Annotated in this window: 12 protein-coding genes; 7 read left to right on the top strand and 5 right to left on the bottom strand. The window is 51.1% G+C overall.

Going from position 1 to position 22,239, the window contains the following annotated elements; genetic code table 11:
• The first annotated feature begins 5 nt into the window (after positions 1-5).
• The 7 genes from B153_RS0121820 (at position 6) to B153_RS0121790 (ending at position 15,738) form a co-directional block, all read left to right on the top strand.
• Complete coding sequence (locus B153_RS0121820) at positions 6-5,396, top strand: FG-GAP-like repeat-containing protein (RefSeq protein ID WP_083928233.1); 5,391 nt, start codon at positions 6-8, stop codon at positions 5,394-5,396.
• A gap of 393 nt (positions 5,397-5,789) precedes the next feature.
• Positions 5,790-6,116 carry a PadR family transcriptional regulator gene (locus B153_RS0121815; RefSeq protein ID WP_020598872.1) on the top strand — a complete coding sequence of 109 codons (327 nt, stop codon included), beginning with the start codon at positions 5,790-5,792 and terminating at the stop codon, positions 6,114-6,116.
• The gene (locus tag B153_RS0121810) at positions 6,113-8,722 is read left to right on the top strand and encodes an ABC transporter permease (RefSeq protein WP_020598871.1); all 2,610 of its coding nucleotides are present in this window, start codon (positions 6,113-6,115) and stop codon (positions 8,720-8,722) included. The genes B153_RS0121815 and B153_RS0121810 overlap by 4 nt, the downstream gene beginning before the upstream one ends.
• Positions 8,723-8,801: 79 nt before the next feature.
• Positions 8,802-11,453 (top strand): ABC transporter permease, encoded by a 2,652-nt coding sequence (locus B153_RS0121805; protein ID WP_020598870.1) that lies wholly within the window; start codon positions 8,802-8,804, stop codon positions 11,451-11,453.
• 79 nt (positions 11,454-11,532) lie between these two features.
• Positions 11,533-14,163, top strand: a complete 2,631-nt coding sequence (locus B153_RS0121800) for an ABC transporter permease (RefSeq protein ID WP_020598869.1) — start codon at positions 11,533-11,535, stop codon at positions 14,161-14,163.
• A gap of 342 nt (positions 14,164-14,505) precedes the next feature.
• Complete coding sequence (locus tag B153_RS0121795; RefSeq protein WP_020598868.1) at positions 14,506-15,060, top strand: peroxiredoxin; 555 nt, start codon at positions 14,506-14,508, stop codon at positions 15,058-15,060.
• 90 nt (positions 15,061-15,150) lie between these two features.
• Positions 15,151-15,738: a carboxymuconolactone decarboxylase family protein gene (locus B153_RS0121790; protein WP_020598867.1), complete on the top strand. Its 588-nt coding sequence runs from the start codon at positions 15,151-15,153 to the stop codon at positions 15,736-15,738.
• Positions 15,739-15,826: 88 nt separating this feature from the next.
• Here B153_RS0121790 and B153_RS0121785 read toward each other — a convergent pair whose 3' ends face one another.
• The 5 genes from B153_RS0121785 to B153_RS0121765 form a co-directional block, all read right to left on the bottom strand.
• Positions 15,827-17,929: an acylase gene (locus B153_RS0121785; protein ID WP_020598866.1), complete on the bottom strand. Its 2,103-nt coding sequence runs from the start codon at positions 17,927-17,929 to the stop codon at positions 15,827-15,829.
• A gap of 68 nt (positions 17,930-17,997) precedes the next feature.
• Positions 17,998-20,400, bottom strand: coding sequence for an ABC transporter permease (locus B153_RS0121780; protein ID WP_020598865.1), 2,403 nt, complete (start codon positions 20,398-20,400; stop codon positions 17,998-18,000).
• 127 nt (positions 20,401-20,527) lie between these two features.
• Positions 20,528-21,025: a hypothetical protein gene (locus tag B153_RS0121775; RefSeq protein WP_020598864.1), complete on the bottom strand. Its 498-nt coding sequence runs from the start codon at positions 21,023-21,025 to the stop codon at positions 20,528-20,530.
• A gap of 38 nt (positions 21,026-21,063) precedes the next feature.
• Positions 21,064-21,417 carry a PadR family transcriptional regulator gene (locus B153_RS0121770; protein ID WP_020598863.1) on the bottom strand — a complete coding sequence of 118 codons (354 nt, stop codon included), beginning with the start codon at positions 21,415-21,417 and terminating at the stop codon, positions 21,064-21,066.
• Positions 21,418-21,595: 178 nt separating this feature from the next.
• A complete protein-coding gene (locus B153_RS0121765; protein ID WP_020598862.1) occupies positions 21,596-22,183 on the bottom strand; it encodes a hypothetical protein in 588 nt (195 codons plus the stop codon).
• Positions 22,184-22,239 lie beyond the last annotated feature (56 nt).

Here is a 22,239-nt window from a genome sequence, read left to right as displayed (position 1 = left end):
ACCTTATGAAACACACATTTACGTTTTCTTTCGTTCTAATGCTCAGTTTCTTATTGGCAGTCGCTGAACCTACGCTGGCGCAGAGCCTGGGCGATTATCCCAGCACAAGCATGCTACAGGGTGGTGTATTGGCCATTACACCTAACGACGTGCCTGTGGGAGTGAGTGGTCTAATAGCAACTGCTTCGCCTAATTTCAAAGGGGTTCTGACAGCCGACCCCGCAACAGGTGTTGTTCGGATAAGTAATGCACAACCTGTTGGGGTTTATACCGTTACGGTGAAAGGAATTGTTGGGTTGAGCACCATCCAGAAAACCTTCTCGCTCACGGTTAGTACCGGCGCGGGTTGTACGGGCAAGCCTTACATTGGCTACACAGAATCTTCGTCAGTCAGTGTAGGAAATAGTCCGGCGGCTGTAGCCATGGGCGACATGAATAATGATGGGAAACTGGATATTGTAGCCGTCAATGCGTCGGAAAATACGGTGTCGGTCCGGCTGGGGAATGGGTATGGAGGCTACTCGGGCTCAATTTCAGTGCCCGTTGGCACGTCGCCACAGGATGTAGTGCTGGGCGATGTGAACAGCGATGGGAAACTGGATATATTGACTGCTAACCAGGGGGCAAATACGGTGTCGGTTCGGATAGGGACCGGAACGGGCAGCGTAACCAGTGCCCGGTTCGATGTGGCGGTGGGGGCTGCCCCAAGAGCAATTGCGCTGGCCGATATGGATCAGGATGGAAAGCTAGACGTAATAACGGCTAATTCGGGTACGGGCGGAACCGTGTCCCTACTATTCGGAACGGGTGCGGGGGGCTTTGTCAGCCGCCAGAATGCGACGATTCCAACTCTGGCAAATCCAACCAAAGACATAGCGGTTGGTGATATTAATAACGATGGTTATCTCGACTTTCTGGCGGTTTCGGTTCAGAATTCGTCGTCTCAACAGTTTGTCTACGTTCGAATGGGCAGCGCGTCGGGAGCGTTTACGGCAGGTGCTGATCTGGCTATTCCTGATTTTCCGGGGTCGATCTACCTGGGTGATATGTACAGCGATGGAAAACTGGATGTGGCTGTAGGCTATGGAACGGTGATTAATACGGGTATGGCGGATATCTGGCGTGGCAATGGAGCCGGTGGTTTTACGAAATTATCGTCTGTAACGCTCAATGGAACCCTGGCTGGTATGGCCGATCTGGATAATAATAAATGGATGGACCTGCTGGTTCGCACAGCGTCGGGGAAAGGCATTGTTCGGCTGGGGAATCAGGTCGCTGAATTTGATCCGAGAGGAGCAACCGAGTTTACGATGGGGTCGGCGGCTATAGCGTTTGCAACGGCCGATGTGAATTCGTACGGCTGGCTCGATATTGTGGCGACCCATGCCAACGGTACGGCATCGGTCGTGTTGGGAGGCTGTGAAGCGCCACCAGTTGCCAGCGCCAATGCCAATCAGATCGCTACGGTCGGGGTCCCCTTTTCGTACACGGTGAATGCGTTTGGCGATGATCTGAATCCGAATAACCTGACCTACACCGCAACGATCAATCCGGCCAATGGGCTAAGTTTTAATCCATCGACTCGCGTTATTTCCGGTACGCCAACAACACAGGGAGTGAGTAGTGTCACGATTACGGCTACCGATCCGAGTGGGCAGTCGGCCAGTACGAGCTTTTCCATGGCTGCCTGTACAGCCTACGTTATATCGCCGAGTGTCAATCCGGTTTGTATTGGCCAATTTGTTACACTGACAGTTCAGGAAGGAACTTCTTATCAATGGAAAGGACCGAAAAATTTCACATCGACCGCCCAGAATCCAGGTATCTCGCCATTCGCAGCCGATCAGGCAGGGGTTTATTCAGTGACCGTAACGACCGGCATCACGGCATGTCCTGCCACTACGGCAACCCTTTCTTTAACGGCTGCAACGTCGAGCCCTGACTACCCTGCTCTTGTCGATCTGTATACGGCTACCGGTGGGACAAACTGGACAAATAAAACAGGGTGGCTTACAGGTTGTAGCCCCTGTGGCTGGTATGGGGTAACCTGTAATACCAACGGCCGTGTTACGGGACTGTCTTTTCCCCGTAATAGGCTCAACGGAACCCTCCCCGCTAGCCTTTCCGCACTGACCAATCTACAGGTACTTGACCTAACATTAAACAATGTAACGGCTCCTACGCCCGAACTGATTCGGGCCCTGCCCAACCTGACCGAGCTGAAATTGGAGAGTATATCGGTGAACAGTGATTTGATTGCCAGTTTGTCAACGCTCCGCAACCTGAAGGTGCTGGATCTGACGAATACGGGTCAGGATGGGTTTCCTACGGGTGTACTATCGTTGACGACGCTTGAAAGCTTAAATCTATCGTACGCGTATATCCCGAGTATTCCAGACGAAATCAGCCAATTAGTCAACCTGAAAAATCTGAACATGTTCGCCACCGGAGTTAGTGGAAACCCGCCGGCAGCACTAGGCAAGCTGACCAATCTACAGACCCTGAACATGAGTCAAAACTTGCTGAGTGGCTGCTGGCCAGCCAGCCTGACGGCGTTGTGTGGCGGAGGGCGTGTTATCGACTTTTCGGGTAATTCAGGGTTGCCGGGTGGGGGCGATTTTACTAGCTTCTGTACGAATCGGACGGGTATTTGTGTGGCTCCCCAAGCCGTACCCAATACCGACCAGACGGCCACGGTGGGTATTTATTTTCAGTATATAGTTAAGGCATTTGCTAATCCTGCTCCGTACAATCAGGTAAATTACAGCGTTACCATAACACCTGCCAATGGGCTCGTCTATAATAACTATGGCCGAGCAATTATGGGTATACCCACTAGCCCAGGGGTTTTAACTGTCGTTGTGACGGGGAGCAATACAGAAGGAACCTCGGTCTCGACTAGTTTTTTAATAACCGTTAGTGCGGGTTGCTCACATCCTGACTATCAGGCGCTATACGATTTTGCCAGAGCCAATAATGTCACGAAAGTCATTGACTCCTGGTTTAAAAGCTGTGATCTATGCACGTGGGATGGGATCACCTGCAACGCCAATGGACGGGTTTCGGGTATTCGACTGACAAGCAACACTATTTTCGGTAATATGGACGGGCCGCAAACGGTGATTGTCATTCCCGAAAGCTTTTCGGCACTCACCAACTTAGAGGTGCTGGACTTATCGGATAACCAGCTAGAGGCTACAATACCCAGCGGTTTATCGGTCTTAACCGGATTGAAAACCCTTAATCTGAGCAATAGCCGCTTCACAGGGCCAATTCCCGACTGGTTTAGTAAGCTTCCACAACTGTCAACACTCCTTTTAAACAATAATTTCCTGACGGGTAGCATTCCTGATTTACCACTGAGCCTGACAGCGATTAATATGTCAAGCAATCGACTGAGTGGTACCCTACCTACCAGCCTAACTTCGCTTACCCAACTTAAATCAGCTTACTTTTTTAACAATACACTAAGCGGTTGCTTTCCCACTAGCTATAGTATTTTGTGTGGCCGGGCCGGTTTCGGAGGCAATCCAGATTTGCCATTGAATGGTGATCTAAGTCAGTTCTGCGCTAGTAATCCTTACCTTGCTCGCGTGAATTCCGCCCTAATCTGTTTGGGAAATCCTGTCAATCTGAGTGCTACGGGGGGCACTTCGTTTCAATGGAAAGGACCGCTTGGCTTTACTTCTACCGAGCGGTCGCCCAGTTTTGCGTCTACTAGTCTTGAGCAGAGTGGGGTGTATTCCGTAACGGCCAGTTTCGGGGCCGATTGCTTACCTTCTTCCGGAACGGTGAACGTGGCCATTGAGACTAATCAGGATGTGGCCGTTTATAATGCGCTGGTCGATCTCTATACTGCAACGAATGGCCCTGGCTGGAAATACAAAACGGGCTGGTTGCAGGGCTGTAATCCTTGTGGATGGGCGGGCGTTTATTGTGATGGCGAAAACCGGGTCACATCGATCCTGTTGCAGGGTAACCAAATGGTCGGAACGCTGCCAGCCAGCTTCTCGGCGCTGAACAAGCTATCCGTCATACTACTCGACGGCAATCAGCTTAAGGGCCCCTTGCCATCGAGTTTATCGAACTTTTCTAACCTGATCTACCTGGGTTTATCCTATAATCAGTTCACGGGGACGTTGCCTACTCACTTCAGCTCGTCTGTTCTTGAACAGGTTGATCTCTCAAATAACCAACTTAATGGCTCTATTCCTGCATCCTATTCGAGCCTGCCGAAGCTTAAATACCTGTATCTGGATAATAATCAGTTAAGCGGCTGTATACCCATCAGCTTTCTGGATTTTTGTGCGCGTAATGGCTCGGTTAAGCTGGGTGGAAATGTCGGTTTGCCGGGTGGTGGAGACTTTAGTGCATTCTGTGCAACGAGTGCGGGGGCCTGTTCGTTTACCAATACCGCTCCTGTTTCGGCCACCAACGCCGGGCAGATAGCCATCGTGAACCAGCCATTCGACTATTCGGTCAGTGCCTTTACGGATGCCGAAACCCCAGGGGCGCTATCGTACTCGGCAAGTATCAATCCTGCTAACGGCTTCTCCTTCGATCCGAAGACCCGGGCCATTGCGGGCACACCTCAGACAACGGGCATCAGTACGGTGCTTATTACAGCAACCGATCCGCAAGGATTGACAGCGTCAACCGGATTTACCATCACGGTAAATGCGGCACCCTGCGACCTGACGGTGACGGCTCAACCCAGCGCAACAACGATTAATGTGGGCCAAGTCCTGAGTTTAAGTGCAACGGGTGGTACGTCCTTCCTCTGGAAAGCACCGTCGGGTGTCTCCTTTACAGGACCTGCTACCTCGGCCATAGTGTCGGCCAGTCTGGCAGTACCCGGCCCGCAATCATTTACGATAGTGGTTAGTGATGGCGATTGCCGTCAGACCAAAGTAGTAAGCGTAACGGCCATCAACGGTCCCGACCTGACGCCAGTCATCATTTTGCCTAATTCTAATTTTCCAGTGGGTAATGCCCAAAAGCAGTTTATCGTGAGTGTGCAGGAAGTAGGCTGGCTGCCTACTGCGCCCACGCCCATCGCCATTACGGTTTCGGTTCCTACAGGTTATATGCTTTCCTTTTCTGCTACGTTGCCTACGATCAACGTATCGGGTGGCAGTAGCAATCCGGTACCTGTAGATAATGCCAACTGGTCTGTCAGTAACGATCTGTCGGGACAGCAATTGACCATCATGCTCAATTCGGGTCAGGTCATTGAAGCGGGTAGCCAGCGCGTATTGGGTTTTACTTTGACGCGTACAACGGCCAACTCGGGTAGTGTGTCGAACATTACAGTGAATGTGACCGACGATCAGGGCAGGCTTTATGACATTAATCCGGGAAACAATGTATACGCCCGCATCATTAGTGGGTTGTGAGTAGCGTCGATACCGTGTTTGCAGCAGAAGTGATAAAAAGAAAGCCAGACGACGCGAAGTCACCTGGCTTTTGGTTCGCTTAGTAGGACGGTTACTATTAAAAATTAGGTGCCTTTCACAGCATCCCCGTCTATCAGCGATTCATGGCTATATAACCCTGGAGGAGGACGATTTGTTAAGCGACTTGAAAAATTGTGTAATAATTTTTCGGTTTATTGCTGATTCTCAAATTTTTTACACTTTTCGGTATGTCCATGTCCGTACAGAAACTGTCCATAAACGGACATTTCGATGCGGATGATTTATCGTAAAACAGGCCAATTCGCGCTGAATTGGCCTGTTTTACGATGTGGCAAGGCATTTGTTATACATTTACACAACTAATCCTTTGCTATGAAAGGGACTTATCTAGGCGAATTTGAAGAAGTTGTGTTGTTGGCGGTCGCCATCCGGGCGGGCGATGCCTATGGTGCGGCTGTAGTCAATGAGATTGAGCAGCAAATGGGTCGTTCAGTCAATCTGGGAGCGGTGCATTCAGCTTTGAATCGCTTGCAGGAAAAGGGATTGGTTAGCTCCGAAATGGGAGGGATGACGGCGGAGCGGGGTGGACGACGGAAACGACTTTATAAAGTGACCGCCTACGGGCAACGGGCATTAGAAGAAATTCGGCAACTGCGCAACCAAATGTGGGATGCTATTCCTAAAACCGCCTGGTCATGAAACACACTGAGCTCTCGCGCATCATTACGCATTTGCTCCGCTGGTTCCTGGCCCCGCACCGGGCCGAAGAACTGGAAGGGGATCTGGATGAACTGTTTCAGCAGCGCGTCCGGGAGGTAGGGTTGAGAAAAGCCCGTTGGCGATATATACGGGATGTAGTGAGTCTAATGCGACCATCACTGATCAAACGACAAACAAATCGATACGCAAGACCAAAACATACAGCCATGTTACGCAACTATCTCAAAATCGCTTTTCGGAATCTGGCTAAGAATCAGGTCTATTCCTTCATCAACATTTTTGGACTGGCGTCGGGTATGGCCGTCGCCATGCTGATTGGCCTTTGGCTGTACGACGAACTGTCGTTCAACCGCCAGTTTAAAAAGCATGATCGGCTGGCTATGCTCTGGCAGTTTGTGAAATTCGACGTAGAGAAGACGGCCTACGATGTGATGCCGATTCCGCTGGCACAGGAACTTCGAAGTAACTACCCCGATTTCGAGTTGGTTGCCCTGTCGAAGTCGCGGGATGTTATTGTAGCCGCTGGCGAACGAAAGCTGCTGAAAACTGGCAATTACGTTGAGCCCGAGTTTATGGATATGCTATCGTTGAACGTCGTATCGGGAACGCAGTTTGGAAAAAACGACGTCAATACGATTCTGCTGTCGAAGTCGCTGGCGCAAGCTCTTTTCGACGGCCAGAACCCACTCAATAAGCTAATAAAACTGGACAATAAACAGACGGTGAAAGTGGCGGGTGTTTATGCCGATTTCCCAGCCAATAGTACGTTCGATGATGTTATGTTTCTGGTTCCCTGGAAATTCTATGCGGCTAACGATGAAAATGCTAAACTTGATCGGGATCAGTGGGACTCCAATTCGTATCAGATTTTCGTCCAGATCAAACCCGATGCCGATTTTGGGGCTGTTTCTGCCAAGATAAAGGATATTCGGATGAAGCGGGATAATCCGCCAGGTTATAAACCCGAATTTTACCTGCATCCGATGAGCCAATGGCACCTGTATTCTGATTTTAAAGATGGTGTCAACACGGGTGGACTCATCACGTTTGTCTGGTTGTTTGGTAGCATTGGCGTTATTGTGCTGCTGCTGGCCTGCATCAATTTCATGAATCTGAGCACGGCCCGCAGCGAGAAACGCGCCAAGGAAGTCGGCATTCGGAAAGCCATTGGGTCATTACGGAGCCAGTTGATTTCGCAGTTTTTCAGCGAATCACTACTCATGGCGTTTCTGGCGTTTGCGGTTTCCATTCTGTTCGTACAGTTTACGCTTCCTTTCTTTAATCAGGTGGCCGAGAAACAGATGGTCATTTTGTGGCAGAATCCAATTTTCTGGCTGGCTGGACTGGGTTTTAGTTTGCTGACTGGCCTGATTGCAGGGAGCTATCCGGCGCTGTATCTGTCTTCGTTTCAGCCTGTCAAAGTACTCAAAGGTATTATGCGGACCAGCCGTTCGGCCACTATTCCGCGTCGGGTGCTGGTAGGCTTTCAGTTCACTGTTTCGGTCACGCTCATTATTGGCACCATCATCGTATTCCGGCAGATCGAACATGCTAAAGACCGCCCGGTAGGGTATAGCCGCAGTGGATTGATCGAAATCGGGATGAATGCGCCTGAGCTGTATAGGCATTATACGGCTTTGCGTAACGATCTGCTCAATACAGGTGCCGTGGCAGATATGTCGGAATCGTCGAACCCGATCACATTTCAAGCGGGTGGCACCACGGATATTTCGTGGCGGGGAAAAAAGCCCGGTAGCAAGCCGCTGGTCATGACGAATTACGTGACGCACGATTATGGGAAAACAGTTGGCTGGCAGATCAAGGAAGGACGGGATTTCTCGAGGGCGTATTCAACCGATACGGCATCAATCATCCTGAACGAAGCGGCTGTCAGGCTGATGGGATTCAAGAATCCAATTGGAGAATTCGTTCGTCGGGGCTCGCCTAATCGCCAATTTAAGGTTGTTGGCGTCATTAGGGACATGATCAAGGAAGATCCCTTTCGGCCGGTCAGTCCATCATTTTTCGTTGTCGAATACGGGAATGTCAATACCATCAATATCCGGCTGGCCCCACAGCTATCGACGCCTGAAGCACTAGCGAAAGTAGAACAGGTCTTTAAACGCTATAGCCCCGATTCTCCATTCGACTACAAATTTGCTGATGAGCAATATGACCGAAAATTTGGGGCTGAACAACGCATTGGCCGGTTAGCGGGCGGATTTACCATTCTGGCCATTCTGATCAGTTGCCTGGGGCTGTTTGGGTTAGCCTCGTTTATGGCCGAACAGCGTACCAAAGAAATCGGTATCCGCAAAGTGCTGGGCGCATCGGTATTCAACGTCTGGCAACTGCTCTCGAAAGAGTTCGTCATATTAGTCGTTCTCGCGTTTTGCCTGGCTACTCCGCTGGCGTATTACCTACTGTCGAACTGGCTTCAGAGCTATCAGTATCGTACTGAGTTGTCGTGGTGGGTGTTTGCCTTGTCAGGCGTAAGTGTGTTGACGGTTACATTGCTAACGGTAAGTTTTCAAAGTATCAAAGCCGCGTTGATGAACCCGGTGAAATCGTTGCGATCGGAATAGCATAGGGCATGGGGTTGAGGGCATAGGGTAAGAGTATCCAGCCCCCGCCCTCAACCCTTTGCTCTCAACCCCTTGCCCCATGCCATCACCTACACCACCCCGTTTCGCTACCTATCTGCTTCACTGGTTCCTTGCTGCCCATCGGGCTGAAGAACTGGAAGGGGATCTGGATGAACTGTTTCAGCAGCGCGTCCGGGAGGTAGGGTTGAGAAAAGCTCGTTGGCGATATATACGGGATGTAGTGAGCCTAATGCGACCATCACTGATCAAACGACAAACAGTACTCGATTTTCCAGGACCAACCCATACAGCCATGTTTCGTAACTATTTCAAAATTGCCTGGCGCAATTTGCTTCGTAGCCCCGGCCTCAGCACCATCAATATCGTTGGCCTAAGCATTGGTCTTGCAGCGGTTATGTTCATACTGTTGTTCGTACAGGACGAAGTGTCGTACGATCGCTTCCATGCGCATGGAGATCGGTTGTACCGGGTGGTACTGAATGGAACAAGTCCTGAGGGTAACGAAATCGCCAACGGAGCGACGGGCCTGCCACAGGGGCCAGCGTTTGCCGCTGGGATGCCAGAGGTGACAGCGTTTTGCCGGGTAAAAGGGTATGAAATGCTGGTCCGTCAGAACCAGGATGTCGAGTATCACCAGGTTATGTACGTTGATACGTCTTTTTTCGACCTGTTTAGCTTTAAGCTGCTAGCGGGTAACCCCAGGACCCTGCTGAACGATCCGGGAAGTGTAGTCATCACGGACGATATGGCCCGCACGTATTTCGGCACAACGGATGTGCTGAACAAACTACTGGCAATTGATGCTGGCGGAAATTTTGAGAACTATCGGATTACGGGCGTTGTGAAAACGCCCCCAACCAATTCGAGCCTCCGTTTTGATTTGCTAAGACCTTTTGTAGCGTCGCTCTCGCCCGATCAGAAAGCCTGGGCACAAAGTGACTGGTCGGAGGGGTTTCTGAATACCTTTCTGTTGCTGAAGCCCGACATGCCTACGGCCGACCTCCAGACGACGGAGCAGAAAATGGCAACGATCTTCGAAAAATATGCTGGTCAACAACTCGCCCAACTTCGGCAGGAGCAGGGGGCTTTTCGGGTGGCTCACCAGTTGCAGCCTTTTCTTTCTATGCACCTCGACGACCGCTATGAGTTGAGTAATGGTCTGGAACGTGGTTCATCGTCGGTATATTCGTATGTGTTGAGTGGTATTGCCGGGCTCATTTTACTACTGGCGGGTATCAATTTCATCAACCTCACGCTGGCAAGGTCGCTCCGTCGTACTAAAGAGATCGGCATTCGAAAAGTGACGGGCAGCACCCGCCAGCAGTTGATCGGGCAATTTGTTGGCGAGACTTTCCTGCTGACGCTCCTGGCCTTTGTTCCGGCCCTGATTCTGGTATATGTGCTTCTGCCCCAATTCAGTACACTTGCCAACAAAGCTTTAACCATTCAGTACCTGCTTACCCCTCAGACGGTTGGCCTTTTTGCCGCCCTGATAGTACTGGTTACTGCGCTGGCAGGTTTTTATCCGGCACGGGTGCTCTCCGGCTTCAACCCGGCCAAGGTGCTGTACGGTCGGTCGGGCCTGGTCCGGAGCTATAGCACCGGCAAACCGTTATTGGTTTTACAGTTCGTCATTGCCATTACGTTGCTGATCGGGACGGCGGTTTTACACGGACAGTTTCGCTATATTCAGACAGCCAATGTAGGCTATGAGCGGGCTGACCGGGTACGAATGTATATACCCTGGGGGCGCGAACGGCAGGGTGAGTTGCTAAAGCAGGCTTTGCAAAATCGGCCCGGTATCGAAGCCGTTGCCCGAAAATCAGGGGGGCATCGGGCCGGGACCTACTACATCAGGAATAAGGCCGTAAAATCAGGCAACGAATGGGTCGACGATCAATATCTGCATTTTGTGAATATACCGATTTTAAAAGGCCGAGGGCTTCGTGCCAACAGCCCTGCCGATAGCCAGTCCAATATTCTGGTGAATGAAACCTTTGCGAAGCGATTTCTTCCAACTAACCAGTCAGCCATTGGTCAGGTCGTACAACGACAGGATGAAGGGGGTGTCCGGCATGATCTGACAGTAGTTGGCGTTGTACGCGATTATCAATATCGATCTCTGCGCGATAAGCCCGAGCCGGTATTGTTCCAGCTTGGTCGGGCCGAACAGATGAATCAGTTATACGTTAGGTTGAACCCTACCCAAATGCAGGCTGGTTTGCAAACCATCGAACAGGCTTATCGGCAGATTATTCCCTTTCAGCCTTTTTCGTACCATTTTATGGAAGATGACCGCCTGAATGATTATGCCGATGATGCCCGATGGAAAGAACTTATGACCGATGCGGCCCTGCTGGCAATCCTGATTGCGGGTCTTGGATTGTTTGGAATGGTGACGTTGACGGTTGAACAGCGTACGAAAGAGATCGGGGTTCGTAAAGTGCTGGGAGCCAGTGTTCTGGAAATTAATCGAATGCTGTCAGGTTCGTTTCTGAAGCTGGTGCTAGTGGCGTTTCTGATCGCTGTACCTATCGGCTGGTATGCTTCCCGACAATGGCTCGACACGTTTGTGTATCGCATGGACTTGAGCGGCTGGCTATTCATATCGGTTGGCCTTTCGGTACTGTTCTTTGCCCTGCTGACGGTGAGTTTTCAAAGCATCAAAGCCGCCCTGATGAATCCTGTAAAATCATTGCGATCGGAATAGCGTAGGGCAAGGGGCCAGGGGCATAGGCTAAGCGAAGCCGCAACCCGCCCCCAACCCCTTGCCCTTACCCCCTTGTCCTATGCCCAACAACCCGCCCCGACCCGTCGGACCCCGCTTTGCTACGTATCTGCTTCACTGGATTCTGGCTGCCCATCGGGCCGAAGAACTGGAAGGGGATCTGGACGAACTGTTTCAGCAGCGCGTCCGGGAAGTAGGCCTACAACAAGCCCGCTGGCGGTATATACGCGACGTAGTGAGTTTGTTACGCCCGTCATTAATGAAACGAAATACGAACCATTACCCCAATCCAGCAATAACAACTATGCTACGGAATTATATCAAAATCGCTTTTCGGAACCTGGCCAAGAACCGGGTCTATTCCTTCATCAACATTGGTGGACTGGCGGTGGGCATGGCAGTGGCCATGCTGATCGGTCTGTGGATCTATGACGAGCTTTCCTTTGATCGGTATTTTCAGAACTACGACCGCATTGCCAAGGTCATGCAAAACGGAGAGTTCAACGGCGAAGTGTTCCATGGCGAATACAATCCGGCGCCAATGGGAACTGAACTTCGGACGGTCTACGGCGATAATTTCACTCACGTCATTATGTCATCCTGGACAGGCGATCACATTCTAGCAGTTGGCGACAAAAAATTAACCAAACGAGGGAACTACTTAAGTGCCGATGCGCCGGATATGCTCACACTGAATATGCTTAGCGGAACGCGAACTGGTTTGAAAGACCAGAATTCGATTTTACTATCAGAGACAACGGCTAACGCGTTGTTTGGCGATGCCGATCCGGTGGGAAAACTGATGAAGATCGACAATAAGCTGGACGTGAAAGTGACGGGCGTGTATGAAGACTTTCCGTACAATACCGAGTTCCGGGATATGAAGTTTATTGCTCCCTGGGATCTGTATGTCGCATCGGAAGCGTGGGTGAAGCGGGTGCAGGACAATGTTGAATGGGGCAATTTCTCCTGGCAGGTACTGGCTCAGATTGCACCCAATGCTGATTTTGATGCCGTTTCGGCCAAAATCAAAAATATACGGCTAAAGCATAATCCGGAGGTAGCCTTTATTAAACCTGTGGTTTATCTATTGCCTATGAGCAAATGGCATCTCTACTCCGGCTGGGATAAAGTCGGGAACCTGGAAGGACGGATTCAGTACGTGTGGCTCTTCGGGATTATCGGTGTGTTTGTGCTGCTGCTGGCCTGTATCAATTTCATGAACCTGAGTACCGCCCGGAGCGAAAAGCGCGCTAAAGAAGTGGGCATTCGCAAGGCGGTTGGTTCGGTACGGAGCCAGTTGATCAGCCAGTTTTTCAGCGAGTCGCTGCTGGTGGTTTCGTTTGCGTTCGTTCTGGCTATAGGGTTGGTACTTTTGATATTACCCGTTTTCAATGAAATCGCTGATAAACAGATCGGTATTTTATGGGCTAATCCGGTGTTCTGGCTTTGCGGGATTGGCTTTAGTGTATTGACGGGACTGATTGCGGGTAGCTATCCGGCCTTGTATCTGTCGTCGTTCCAGGCCGTCAAGGTCCTGAAAGGCACGTTCCGGGTTGGTCGGTTTGCGTCAATTCCGCGTCAGGTGTTGGTTGTGGTGCAGTTTACGGTATCGGTCACGCTCATTATTGGCACCATCATCGTATTCCGGCAAATTCAGCACGCCAAAGACCGCCCGGTGGGGTATGACCGAAGTGGATTAATTACGGTGGCCATGAACACGCCAGAACTACATCAGCACTATAATGCCCTTCGTGATGATCTGATACGAACGGGAGCCGTGATCGACATGTCGACCTCATCGACTCCGGCAACCGATCTGAACTCGCAGAATAGTGGTTTCGACTGGGAAGGAAAAGACCCCAACTTTAAAGAAAATTTCGGGACCATTGCCGTTACGCACGATTTTGGCAAAACGGTTGGCTGGCAGTTCGTGAAGGGCCGGGATTTCTCCCGGCAATTTACCAGTGATTCATCGGGCATGGTCCTGAATGAAACGGCCGTACGGTATATGGGTATAAAAGATCCGGTTGGCAAACAGGTTAAATGGAATGGTAAGCCATACAGAGTGGTGGGAGTTATCAAAGATATGCTCATGGACTCGCCCTTTAAACCTGTATATCAGACCGTTTATGTCCTGGATTACGGCTGGGCGAATGTCATCAATATTAAGCTCAATCCGGCTCATAGTACCAGAGAATCGCTGGCGAAAATCGAATCGGTATTTCGGAAGTACAACCCCGGCAGTCCATTTGATTATCGGTTTACCGACCAGCAGTATGCGCTGAAATTTGCGGCTGAAGAACGAATCGGTAAGCTGGCTTCCGGGTTTGCTATTCTCGCGATTCTGATCAGTTGCCTGGGGCTGTTTGGGCTGGCGTCGTTCGTAGCCGAGCAGCGTACCAAAGAAATTGGCGTGCGTAAAGTGCTGGGCGCATCCGTAACGAATGTATGGGCGTTACTTTCCCGAGATTTTGTAGTGCTGGTCGTTATCGCTTTTGGCATCGCTACCCCCATTGCCTGGTACTTCCTGAATACCTGGCTTCATAAGTATGAATACCGAACCGAACTTTCGTGGTGGATTTTTGCCGTAGCGGGCTTGGGGGCTTTGATCGTCACCTTACTAACGGTGAGTTTTCAAAGCATCAAAGCTGCACTGATGAACCCGGTCAAATCGCTGCGGTCGGAATGATTTGTGTAGAGACGCATCTTTGCGTCTCCTGGCCGGATGGCTTATTCTTGATGTAAACAATGGCTGACGCAAAGGAGATGCAAGGATGCGTCTCCTACATATGATTCATATCAATAAAATTATACCTGGTATCATTTCAATGAATAGTATTATTCTTTCAATAAGTTTTTCGAGAACGAACTGTTGGAACAAGGCTTAAATACCTGATAGCCACTATTTGTTCGAAATTTTGATAGTTTTTATCTATAACATGATTGATAAAAATCATATTTCTGGAAAGGATTGATGGTTTACTTTGCACTTGAATAAGAATGTGCATTGCATACAACCATCATAAATTCTATGAAAAATCATATTGTTTCTGTCGGATCGGAATTCCCTGAGTTTAAGAAACTGGCCGTTGTTTCGCTGGATAAAGACAAGGAATTTTACGAAATCTCGTCAGAAGATCACAAGGCGGCAGGGCAGTGGCTGGTCATGTTCTGGTGGCCGAAAGATTTCACCTTCGTTTGCCCAACCGAAATTGCTGAGTTCAACAAAAAATTTGAAGATTTCCAGGATCGGGATACGATGGTGATCGGTGCTTCGACCGATAGCGAGTTCGTTCACCTGGCCTGGCGCAAAAACCATGACGACTTGCGTGGTCTGAAATTTCCGATGCTGGCCGATACCTCGAAATCGCTGGCCGAAGATCTGGGTATTCTGGAAGCCAACGAAAAAGTAGCGTACCGGGTTACCTACATCGTTGATCCACAAGGTATTGTTCGATGGGTTAGCGTAAACGACCTATCAGTAGGTCGGAATGTAAACGAAGTTCTCCGCGTACTGGATGCCCTGCAAACTGACGAACTCTGCCCCTGCAACTGGACAAAAGGCGAAGCCACGCTAACAGCCTAATTTAAAGAGCGAAAGAATGAAAGAGTGAAAGGGCGAAGGCTGGGACACTCACTCACTCTTTCGCTCTTTCATTCTTTCGCTCTTTAAAAGATGATAACCACACAAAACGAAACCGTTACGTCGCTGCTGAATCTGGTAGGGCTTAGTGCGGAAGGGGAGTATCCCCGGCTCGATGCACTGGCTCAGGCCGAGCATCGGTATCTGCGCGATCTGAAAATAAATGTCGGTAATGTGCTGAATAGCAGCCAGAACCTGACGAAGAAGGAAGCGTTGCTGCTGGCCCTGTCGGTAGCAACCAATGAAAAACACCAGCCACTGGTTGATTCGCTGACGACTGCTGCCAAACAGGAAGGCGCTTCGGATGCTGAAGTGGCCGAAACAATCGCCTGTACGTCGCTGCTGAGCACGAACAATGTATGTTATCGGTTCCGGCATTTTGTCGGCAAGGAATATTACCAGCAAACGCAACCCGGTATTCGGATGAGTATCATGATGAATCCGGTGCTGGGTAAGGAGTTTTTTGAACTGATGAGTCTGGCCGTTTCGGCGGTCAATGGTTGCGAGCTCTGTGTTCGCTCGCACGAAGAGAGTGTGCTCAAACACGGTGCCAGCGAAGCCCGCGTATTCGATGCTATCCGACTGGCATCGGTGATCAAAGGGTTTATAACACTGCTGTAAGATTAAGCGATTTCTCCTCATCCGAATCGTCGGACTACCCCTCTCCCAAAACGGGAGAGGGGTTTTTCTTGACCTCTTCCAGCCTGCGTTACGGATTCGTATCAAATTGTACCATTTCTTTTTTCTCCAACTGGCGCAGAATGGCTTGTTTATCCAGTAACGCTTCTCGGAGCTTCTGGTCCGACATGCGTTTCCAGCCGTCGCCGTTGTGCTTGTGGCCGGGCTGGCTCGCGTTGCCGTAGCTGAGTGATACCTGCGCCCGCACGTTATCGCCAAACTCGGTTACCGCTACGTATGTGTCGCCCGCGACGGCCCGATTCAGTTGGGGCAGTTTTGGGTCCGGCACAAAATGAATGGTCCGGTAGATACCGTACTGTTCTGAACCGCCATTGGCTGGATAATCATTTCCGGCTGGCCCGAATCGGTTCACCTCACCCCAGGCAACATCCAGCCGACCATATTTTTGACGCACCTGAATGGCTGCATTTCGTAATAATTCAACGGCTTTTTTAGGGTCCCTCAATCCATCGGGCGTACTAACAGGGCGTTGCGGGTCCCAGCCGACGGCTGCCATTCTGGGGTTAAACTGGTCGAACCAGGCTGTAAACAAAACGGCACCTTTACTATCGCGATTTGTCGTTTTGTCCCAGGCTTTGAGTACCGAAGCCGCTTGCTGGGCCAGTGAGTCGGGATGTTGATCGACGGCTGCCAGTAGATCGTCCAGAAATCGGTCGGCGGCTTCCAGACCCGTATTGAGTTTATAGCCCACTAATTCATCAAAACGAATCGACGCGTCGTCCTTTACCAGATTGATGGATCGTTGCGGACGCAGCCGTATGGGTATCCCTACGGGCGACATATACCCTGGAAAAGCCTTCGGATCAAGTACGGCTGGATATGTACAACTCCAGGGCGCGTCGTTAGCGTTTTGCACAAAACCCGACGGTGGATTGAGTACGCGGGGAAGATCCCGATACGGGTGCGTTTGACTCCAGATGTACTTCGAGACCGAACCGTCGACGGGACCTTGCCAGAAAGGCCAGTCGCCTTCACTGCGAATCGGTACACTCCCGTTGAACAGGTACAGAATATTACCGGCCCGATCTGCATAAATGACATTGAACATCGGCAGCTGCATGCGCTGGAGGGCCGTTTCGAACTCGGCCAGATTTTTGGCTTTCGCCATCGCGTGGTGTTGCGCAGCCATCGCCGGATTGGTCAAGCCTGCAAAGCGCATGGCGTAGGTTTTCCCATCCTGGCTTTCCATGACCGGCCCGTGTTTGCTGTATCGGTAAGTAAGTGTTTGCGGTTTAAGTTGACCATCGGGCTGGCGTACCTGAAGCGTAACGGGCTTTGTTTCAAAGGCTTGTTTGACACCGTCCAGCAGGTAGCCACCATCCTGTATGTTGAGCACGTATCGGTCGGCCGCATCGATTGTATTGACTGTGTGCGTCCAGCCCAGATGCTGATTAAACGCAATATTAAGCACCGGCTGACCCAACAAGGAGGCACCGTAGGCCATGAAGTCGGGGCCGTTCAGGTGGGCTTCAAAAAACAGGAAGAACCCTTCCCAGGGCAGGTGTGGGTTTGCCATCAGCATGGCTTTTTTCGATGCAGACTTGGCAGGAGCAATGGCGTACGCATTCGAACCAGGGGGCATTACCCGAGCGGCTCCCGCTTCGGCCCCACCGATAAATTCCAGGCCGATTACCCGGCTGGCGTGGGCTAGTATATCCTGGGGCGTAATAGGCAGTACCTGCTTAAATTCAGCGCCAATGGCTTCCGGGTGGGCTTTGGCATAGGCATTCAGGCCGCTGACGAAACTGTCCAGACAGGGCTTGTAATCGGCAGGCTGTTGGGTGTACTGCTTTTGAGCCTGTTCAGGCACGCCGAACAAGGTCACGATCTTGTCCGAATCCAGGTATCGGGGGCCCCAGTACTCAGCCGCTTTGCCTCGGGCCTGTCCGTATAACTGGAGCAACAGGTTGGCGTGGTTCTGCATCTGAGCGTAGCCAAAGCCGTAATACATGGCTTCCAGGGTTTGCCCGTAGATGTGCGGCACTCCGGCACTATCCCATAGAATTTCGACAGGAGCTGTTGGACGCGAGCCTGTTTTTAGACGGTCCGATTTACTGGTTTGCGCCAGAGTGGTCAGACTCATCAGCCCTAGACAAATAGTCAGGAGTTTCATACGCGGGTAATTGAGAAGTTAGAATACGAATGAAGAGAGTAGCGATATGTGGGAGTTCATAAACCGACTTATTCGCTTTTTAGGTAAAGAACCGGGTTGGTGCGGACGGCTTTTAATGCCTGACGAGCGATGGTCATGGCTGTGATCAGTAGAGTCAGGATAAAGGTGCCCGCCAGTAACCACCCGTTCACCGAAATGCGATAGGCGTACTGCTGGAGCCAGGTTGATAATAGCCACGCTCCGAGTGGGGCCGCAACCAGAAAGCCCAGACCGAGTAGTTTACCAAACTCCCGGCCCAGTAGCCAGAGAAGTTGCGGAGTTTGAGCCCCTAATACCCGCCGTACGCCAATTTCTTTGGCTTTGGCTTCGCTCAGGAACGTGACCAGCCCGTAGAGGCCTAAGCAACTCAGTCCAATCGCCACCAGCGCAAAGGCCTGAACCATTCCGGCTAGTAGACGCTCGATTTCGGTAAAGTTTTCCATTAGGTCTGTCAGGGTTTCGGCATGGTAGACCTGATCGGGTAACAACTTATCCCACACCTGCTGAATCCCCTGTTGAGTTTGGGGCGAATCCGTTGGACTCAGGCGCAGCATGGCTATCCGGCTGTGCGGAAGATCATGAATGAGCGTTACGGGTAAAACCGGCTGGTGCAGATCGCCACTGCGGAAGTCGCGCACAACACCGACAATAACCCGGTCGGCATCTTTTATACGGATGCGTTTACCCACCACCGTTGCCGGTGAACGCATACCCAATTGCTTCACCAGCGTTTCGTTGACCAATACATCCCGTCCGGTAGTATCAGCGGCCCGGACATTTCGCCCGGCTATCAGTCGTAAGTCAAAAACCGACAGATAGTGGTCATCGATTGCCCGCACGCGGGTTTCAAACGGCTCGGGTTCGGTAGCCGTATGGTAACTGAACGAGCTGGACCGATTATAGGGCGATGCGGGCGGATCGCTGCCGAAGGTTACCTGCTCAACACCGGGTATGCCTAACCAGTGTTCACGCAGAAGGGACAGGGGAGAAGCCTCCCGCTGGGGCAGGAAAACGACCTTTGTCGATTCGCGGTGAAATCCCCATTCGGCCTGACTCATATGCCGGAGCTGAATGGTAATGACCAGCACACTCAGAATAAATAACTGCATCAGCACGAACTGCCCCCAAATAAGCGCCTGTCTGACGGTTAGTCGGCCTGAGAACCGATTGGTCGATTGGGTCGCAAACGCCGTTACAGGGTCGAAACGGGCCAGTACAAACGCAGGATACAAACCCGAAAGGATAATAACCCCGACGATCAGCCCCAGGAACCAGCCTATGGCCCGTTGCTGAACCAGATCGGCAACGGACATATTCGGTTGAAGCTTTTCGACTGTAGCGGCCAGGATTTGATTGATGAAGGGTAAACACAGTTGGGCCAGCAACACAGCGACGAGTATAGCCAGGCACACGAGCAAGGCGGTTTCCAGCATAAACTGCCCGACCAATTGCCAGCGTGTACTTCCCATCACTTTCCGGACCCCCACTTCCCGCGCCCGTTTGAGCGCCCGGGCCGTGGCCAGATTGATAAAATTGATACAACCCGCCATCACCAGCAACACACCCACGCCGATGAGCGCATAGAGAACAGGCCGTGGAGCCATGCCACTGCGCTCGTGGTTGAGTTCGGCCAGGGGCAACACGTGGTAGTCGAAATGAGCGGCTTCCTGAGGAGGCAGGTTTTTGCGTCGAATGGCGGGTAAGCTTTGGCGGAGCAGTGTAGGGTCGGTTCCTTCTCGCAGTCGCACAAAACACATGGCCTGTAACCCCTGCCAGTCGGCCAAAGCGGTTGGGCCTTCCAATACCGGAATGGTGGGATACGAAACGAAGGCATCGAACCGAAGCTGGGTGTTGGCGGGTGGATCTTTCACAATCCCGGTTACGGTTAGGTCGGTACGATTGTCCAGCCGCAGGGTTCGGCCCATTGCCGGTTGGGAGTCAAAAAATTTGCGGGCATATCGCTCACTGATGACAATCGTGTTGGGGGCATTGAGGGCCGTTTTGCGATTGCCACTCACCCAGTCTACCCCGAACATGTCAAAGTATTGAGATTCCGTAAAGCAGACATTTCGGGCTTCGGCGAACTTTTTTACCCAGCCCCCCTTGCCGTTTGGTACGCTCAGCGTCCGGCCAAAGAAGGTTTCCAGCCGGGTCGCATTTTCCACAAAGGCATAGTTGCGTCGGAGAACTTCAGCGAGGGGGCGGGGGGCGGCATCGGTAGGCATGACTCGCTCCCGCTTAATATCGGTAACGATCCAGTAACTCCGGTCCAGGTGGGGATGGTAGCGGTCGAAACTGAACATGTAGTTGACAACCAGAAAAATAACCAGTCCGCTGGCCAGCCCTATACCGAGCCCCAGCACGCTGATTAAATTGACATGACGATTCTGCCACAGTTGGCGCCGGGCCACTGTGAGGTAGTGAATAAGCATCGGGAAAGGGAGTTAGGGTAGCGTTAGAAGGTTATTGGCTAAGGCTTCTGTAAGTCGATTTTTGGGAATAATTCCCGTGTATGTGAGGACACAAGAAGGGATTAATTGGGGGTAAAATAGATCGTAATCAGGTAGTCCGCAATCGTTTGGGTTTGGTGTTCTTGCGGGACAACCACCACCGAACGATGAGTATGCCCGTCAATCCCAGGGCTCCCCAGGCGGTTCGGAACGCATCGATGGGTATAGCCAGTGGTCGACTAACCACCACCAGAAACCCCATCAGAATCAGAAACGTAAGCACACTGGAGAGTAGCATGTACTGAAACGGCCTGGTCGCCGGACGTCGTTGATGGCGTAACCCAATCCGCGTAGCTCGCATGGGAATAGTTGACGGTTGGGTAGGAAATTCCTGAAGATACAGGTGTTTTAACTGGTCCAGCGCCTGCGGGTTGGCCTGTTGGCTTACCTGATCGAATGCGCTTGAGAAAGGTTGTCCCTGATCCATATGTTGTTCAATCAGAGAGGCCATATGATCCAGCAGTTCGGCCTGTAATGCCTGGTGTGGTCTGGTTTGCTGTAGCTGTTGTTGCAGGCGGAGAAGTTGCTCGGGCGATAGTTTGTTCATAAACTAACTGAAGGGCTAATGTGAAGCGAATAGAAAAATTATTGCCCGAAGGTCATGGTTGAAGAGGGGTTAATGAGCAGCCGCATGAGCTGGATAAACCGTTCGAACTCATCGACTTTCCGAACCGCTGTGGCACTACCCGTTGGGGTAAGCATATAATATTTGCGCAGCCGTCCGTCTACCTCCTGACTTTGGGTAATCAGCAGTCCTTCGTCTTCCAGCTTATGGAGCACCGGATACAAGGCCCCAAACGTAAGCATCAGTTCACCATGGGTACGTTCTTCAACGGCCTGCGTGATTTCATAGCCGTACATGCGCCCCTGCTGGGCCAGCAACCGAAGAACTATCGTCTTGAGAGTTCCCCGTAAAAATTCCTGATTCGATGAATCCATAGGACTTGATCGGTCATTAACATTAAATCTGAAACAAAAATATATAAGAAAATTATATATACAAGAAATGGGATGATTTTTTGTAGGGATCGTCGCACTGGCGCACTGGTCTCTACAAATGAAAACGCCCTATCCATAGTTGAATAGGGCATTTTCGTAGTATGCGGCTTTGGAGGGCTTACTTGGTCAGGCTAAGGGAAAAAAGACCATTGCGGAAGCGGGCAGTGGCGGTGCTGGTTGTGGAACGACTCACTAGCGTCACTTCGAATTTCCCCTCCAGTACATTGGCGATGGTATCGGCTTTAGTCACTTCGATCCAGCCACTGGCGGGCTCTTTGGCGATATAAGAGGAAAATATGGCATCACCGCCAATGATTAGACCGTAATTCACCCCCGTCAATTGCGTGCTGGCACAGGCATTCAGGCTGGCGATATCGTATTTGCCGACAGCTAGTGGTACTTTCTCAAAGCTAAGGTATTGGGTTCTGTCGCAAGGGCCTGCACAGATGGACGGTGCTGCCTGCCGCAGTCCTTTCGGATACGGCAAATCGTTTGAGATGGACAGGTTAAACCGATTTCGGCCACAATCACCGTCGACCAGGGGCGATACTTTAGAGGCTATCCCATGACCATACCAGACGGAATCATTCAGCGAAGCCGTTACATTTTTGGTGTCGTCAAGCGGGGGAATGTTCGTGTCATTATTGGATTTCGAACAGGCCCAGAGGCAACCGAACAGGACGAGTAAGTATAAGCCGTTTTTCATGGTCAATGAGAGTCGTTTCTGGTTAGACTCCACAACGCCTATGTCCGTTGGAAAAA

The sequence above is a fragment of the Spirosoma panaciterrae DSM 21099 genome (assembly GCF_000374025.1).
GTDB lineage: Bacteria > Bacteroidota > Bacteroidia > Cytophagales > Spirosomataceae > Spirosoma > Spirosoma panaciterrae.
Note: the sequence above shows the minus strand (reverse complement) of the source record. Positions and strands in the feature narration are given on the sequence as shown.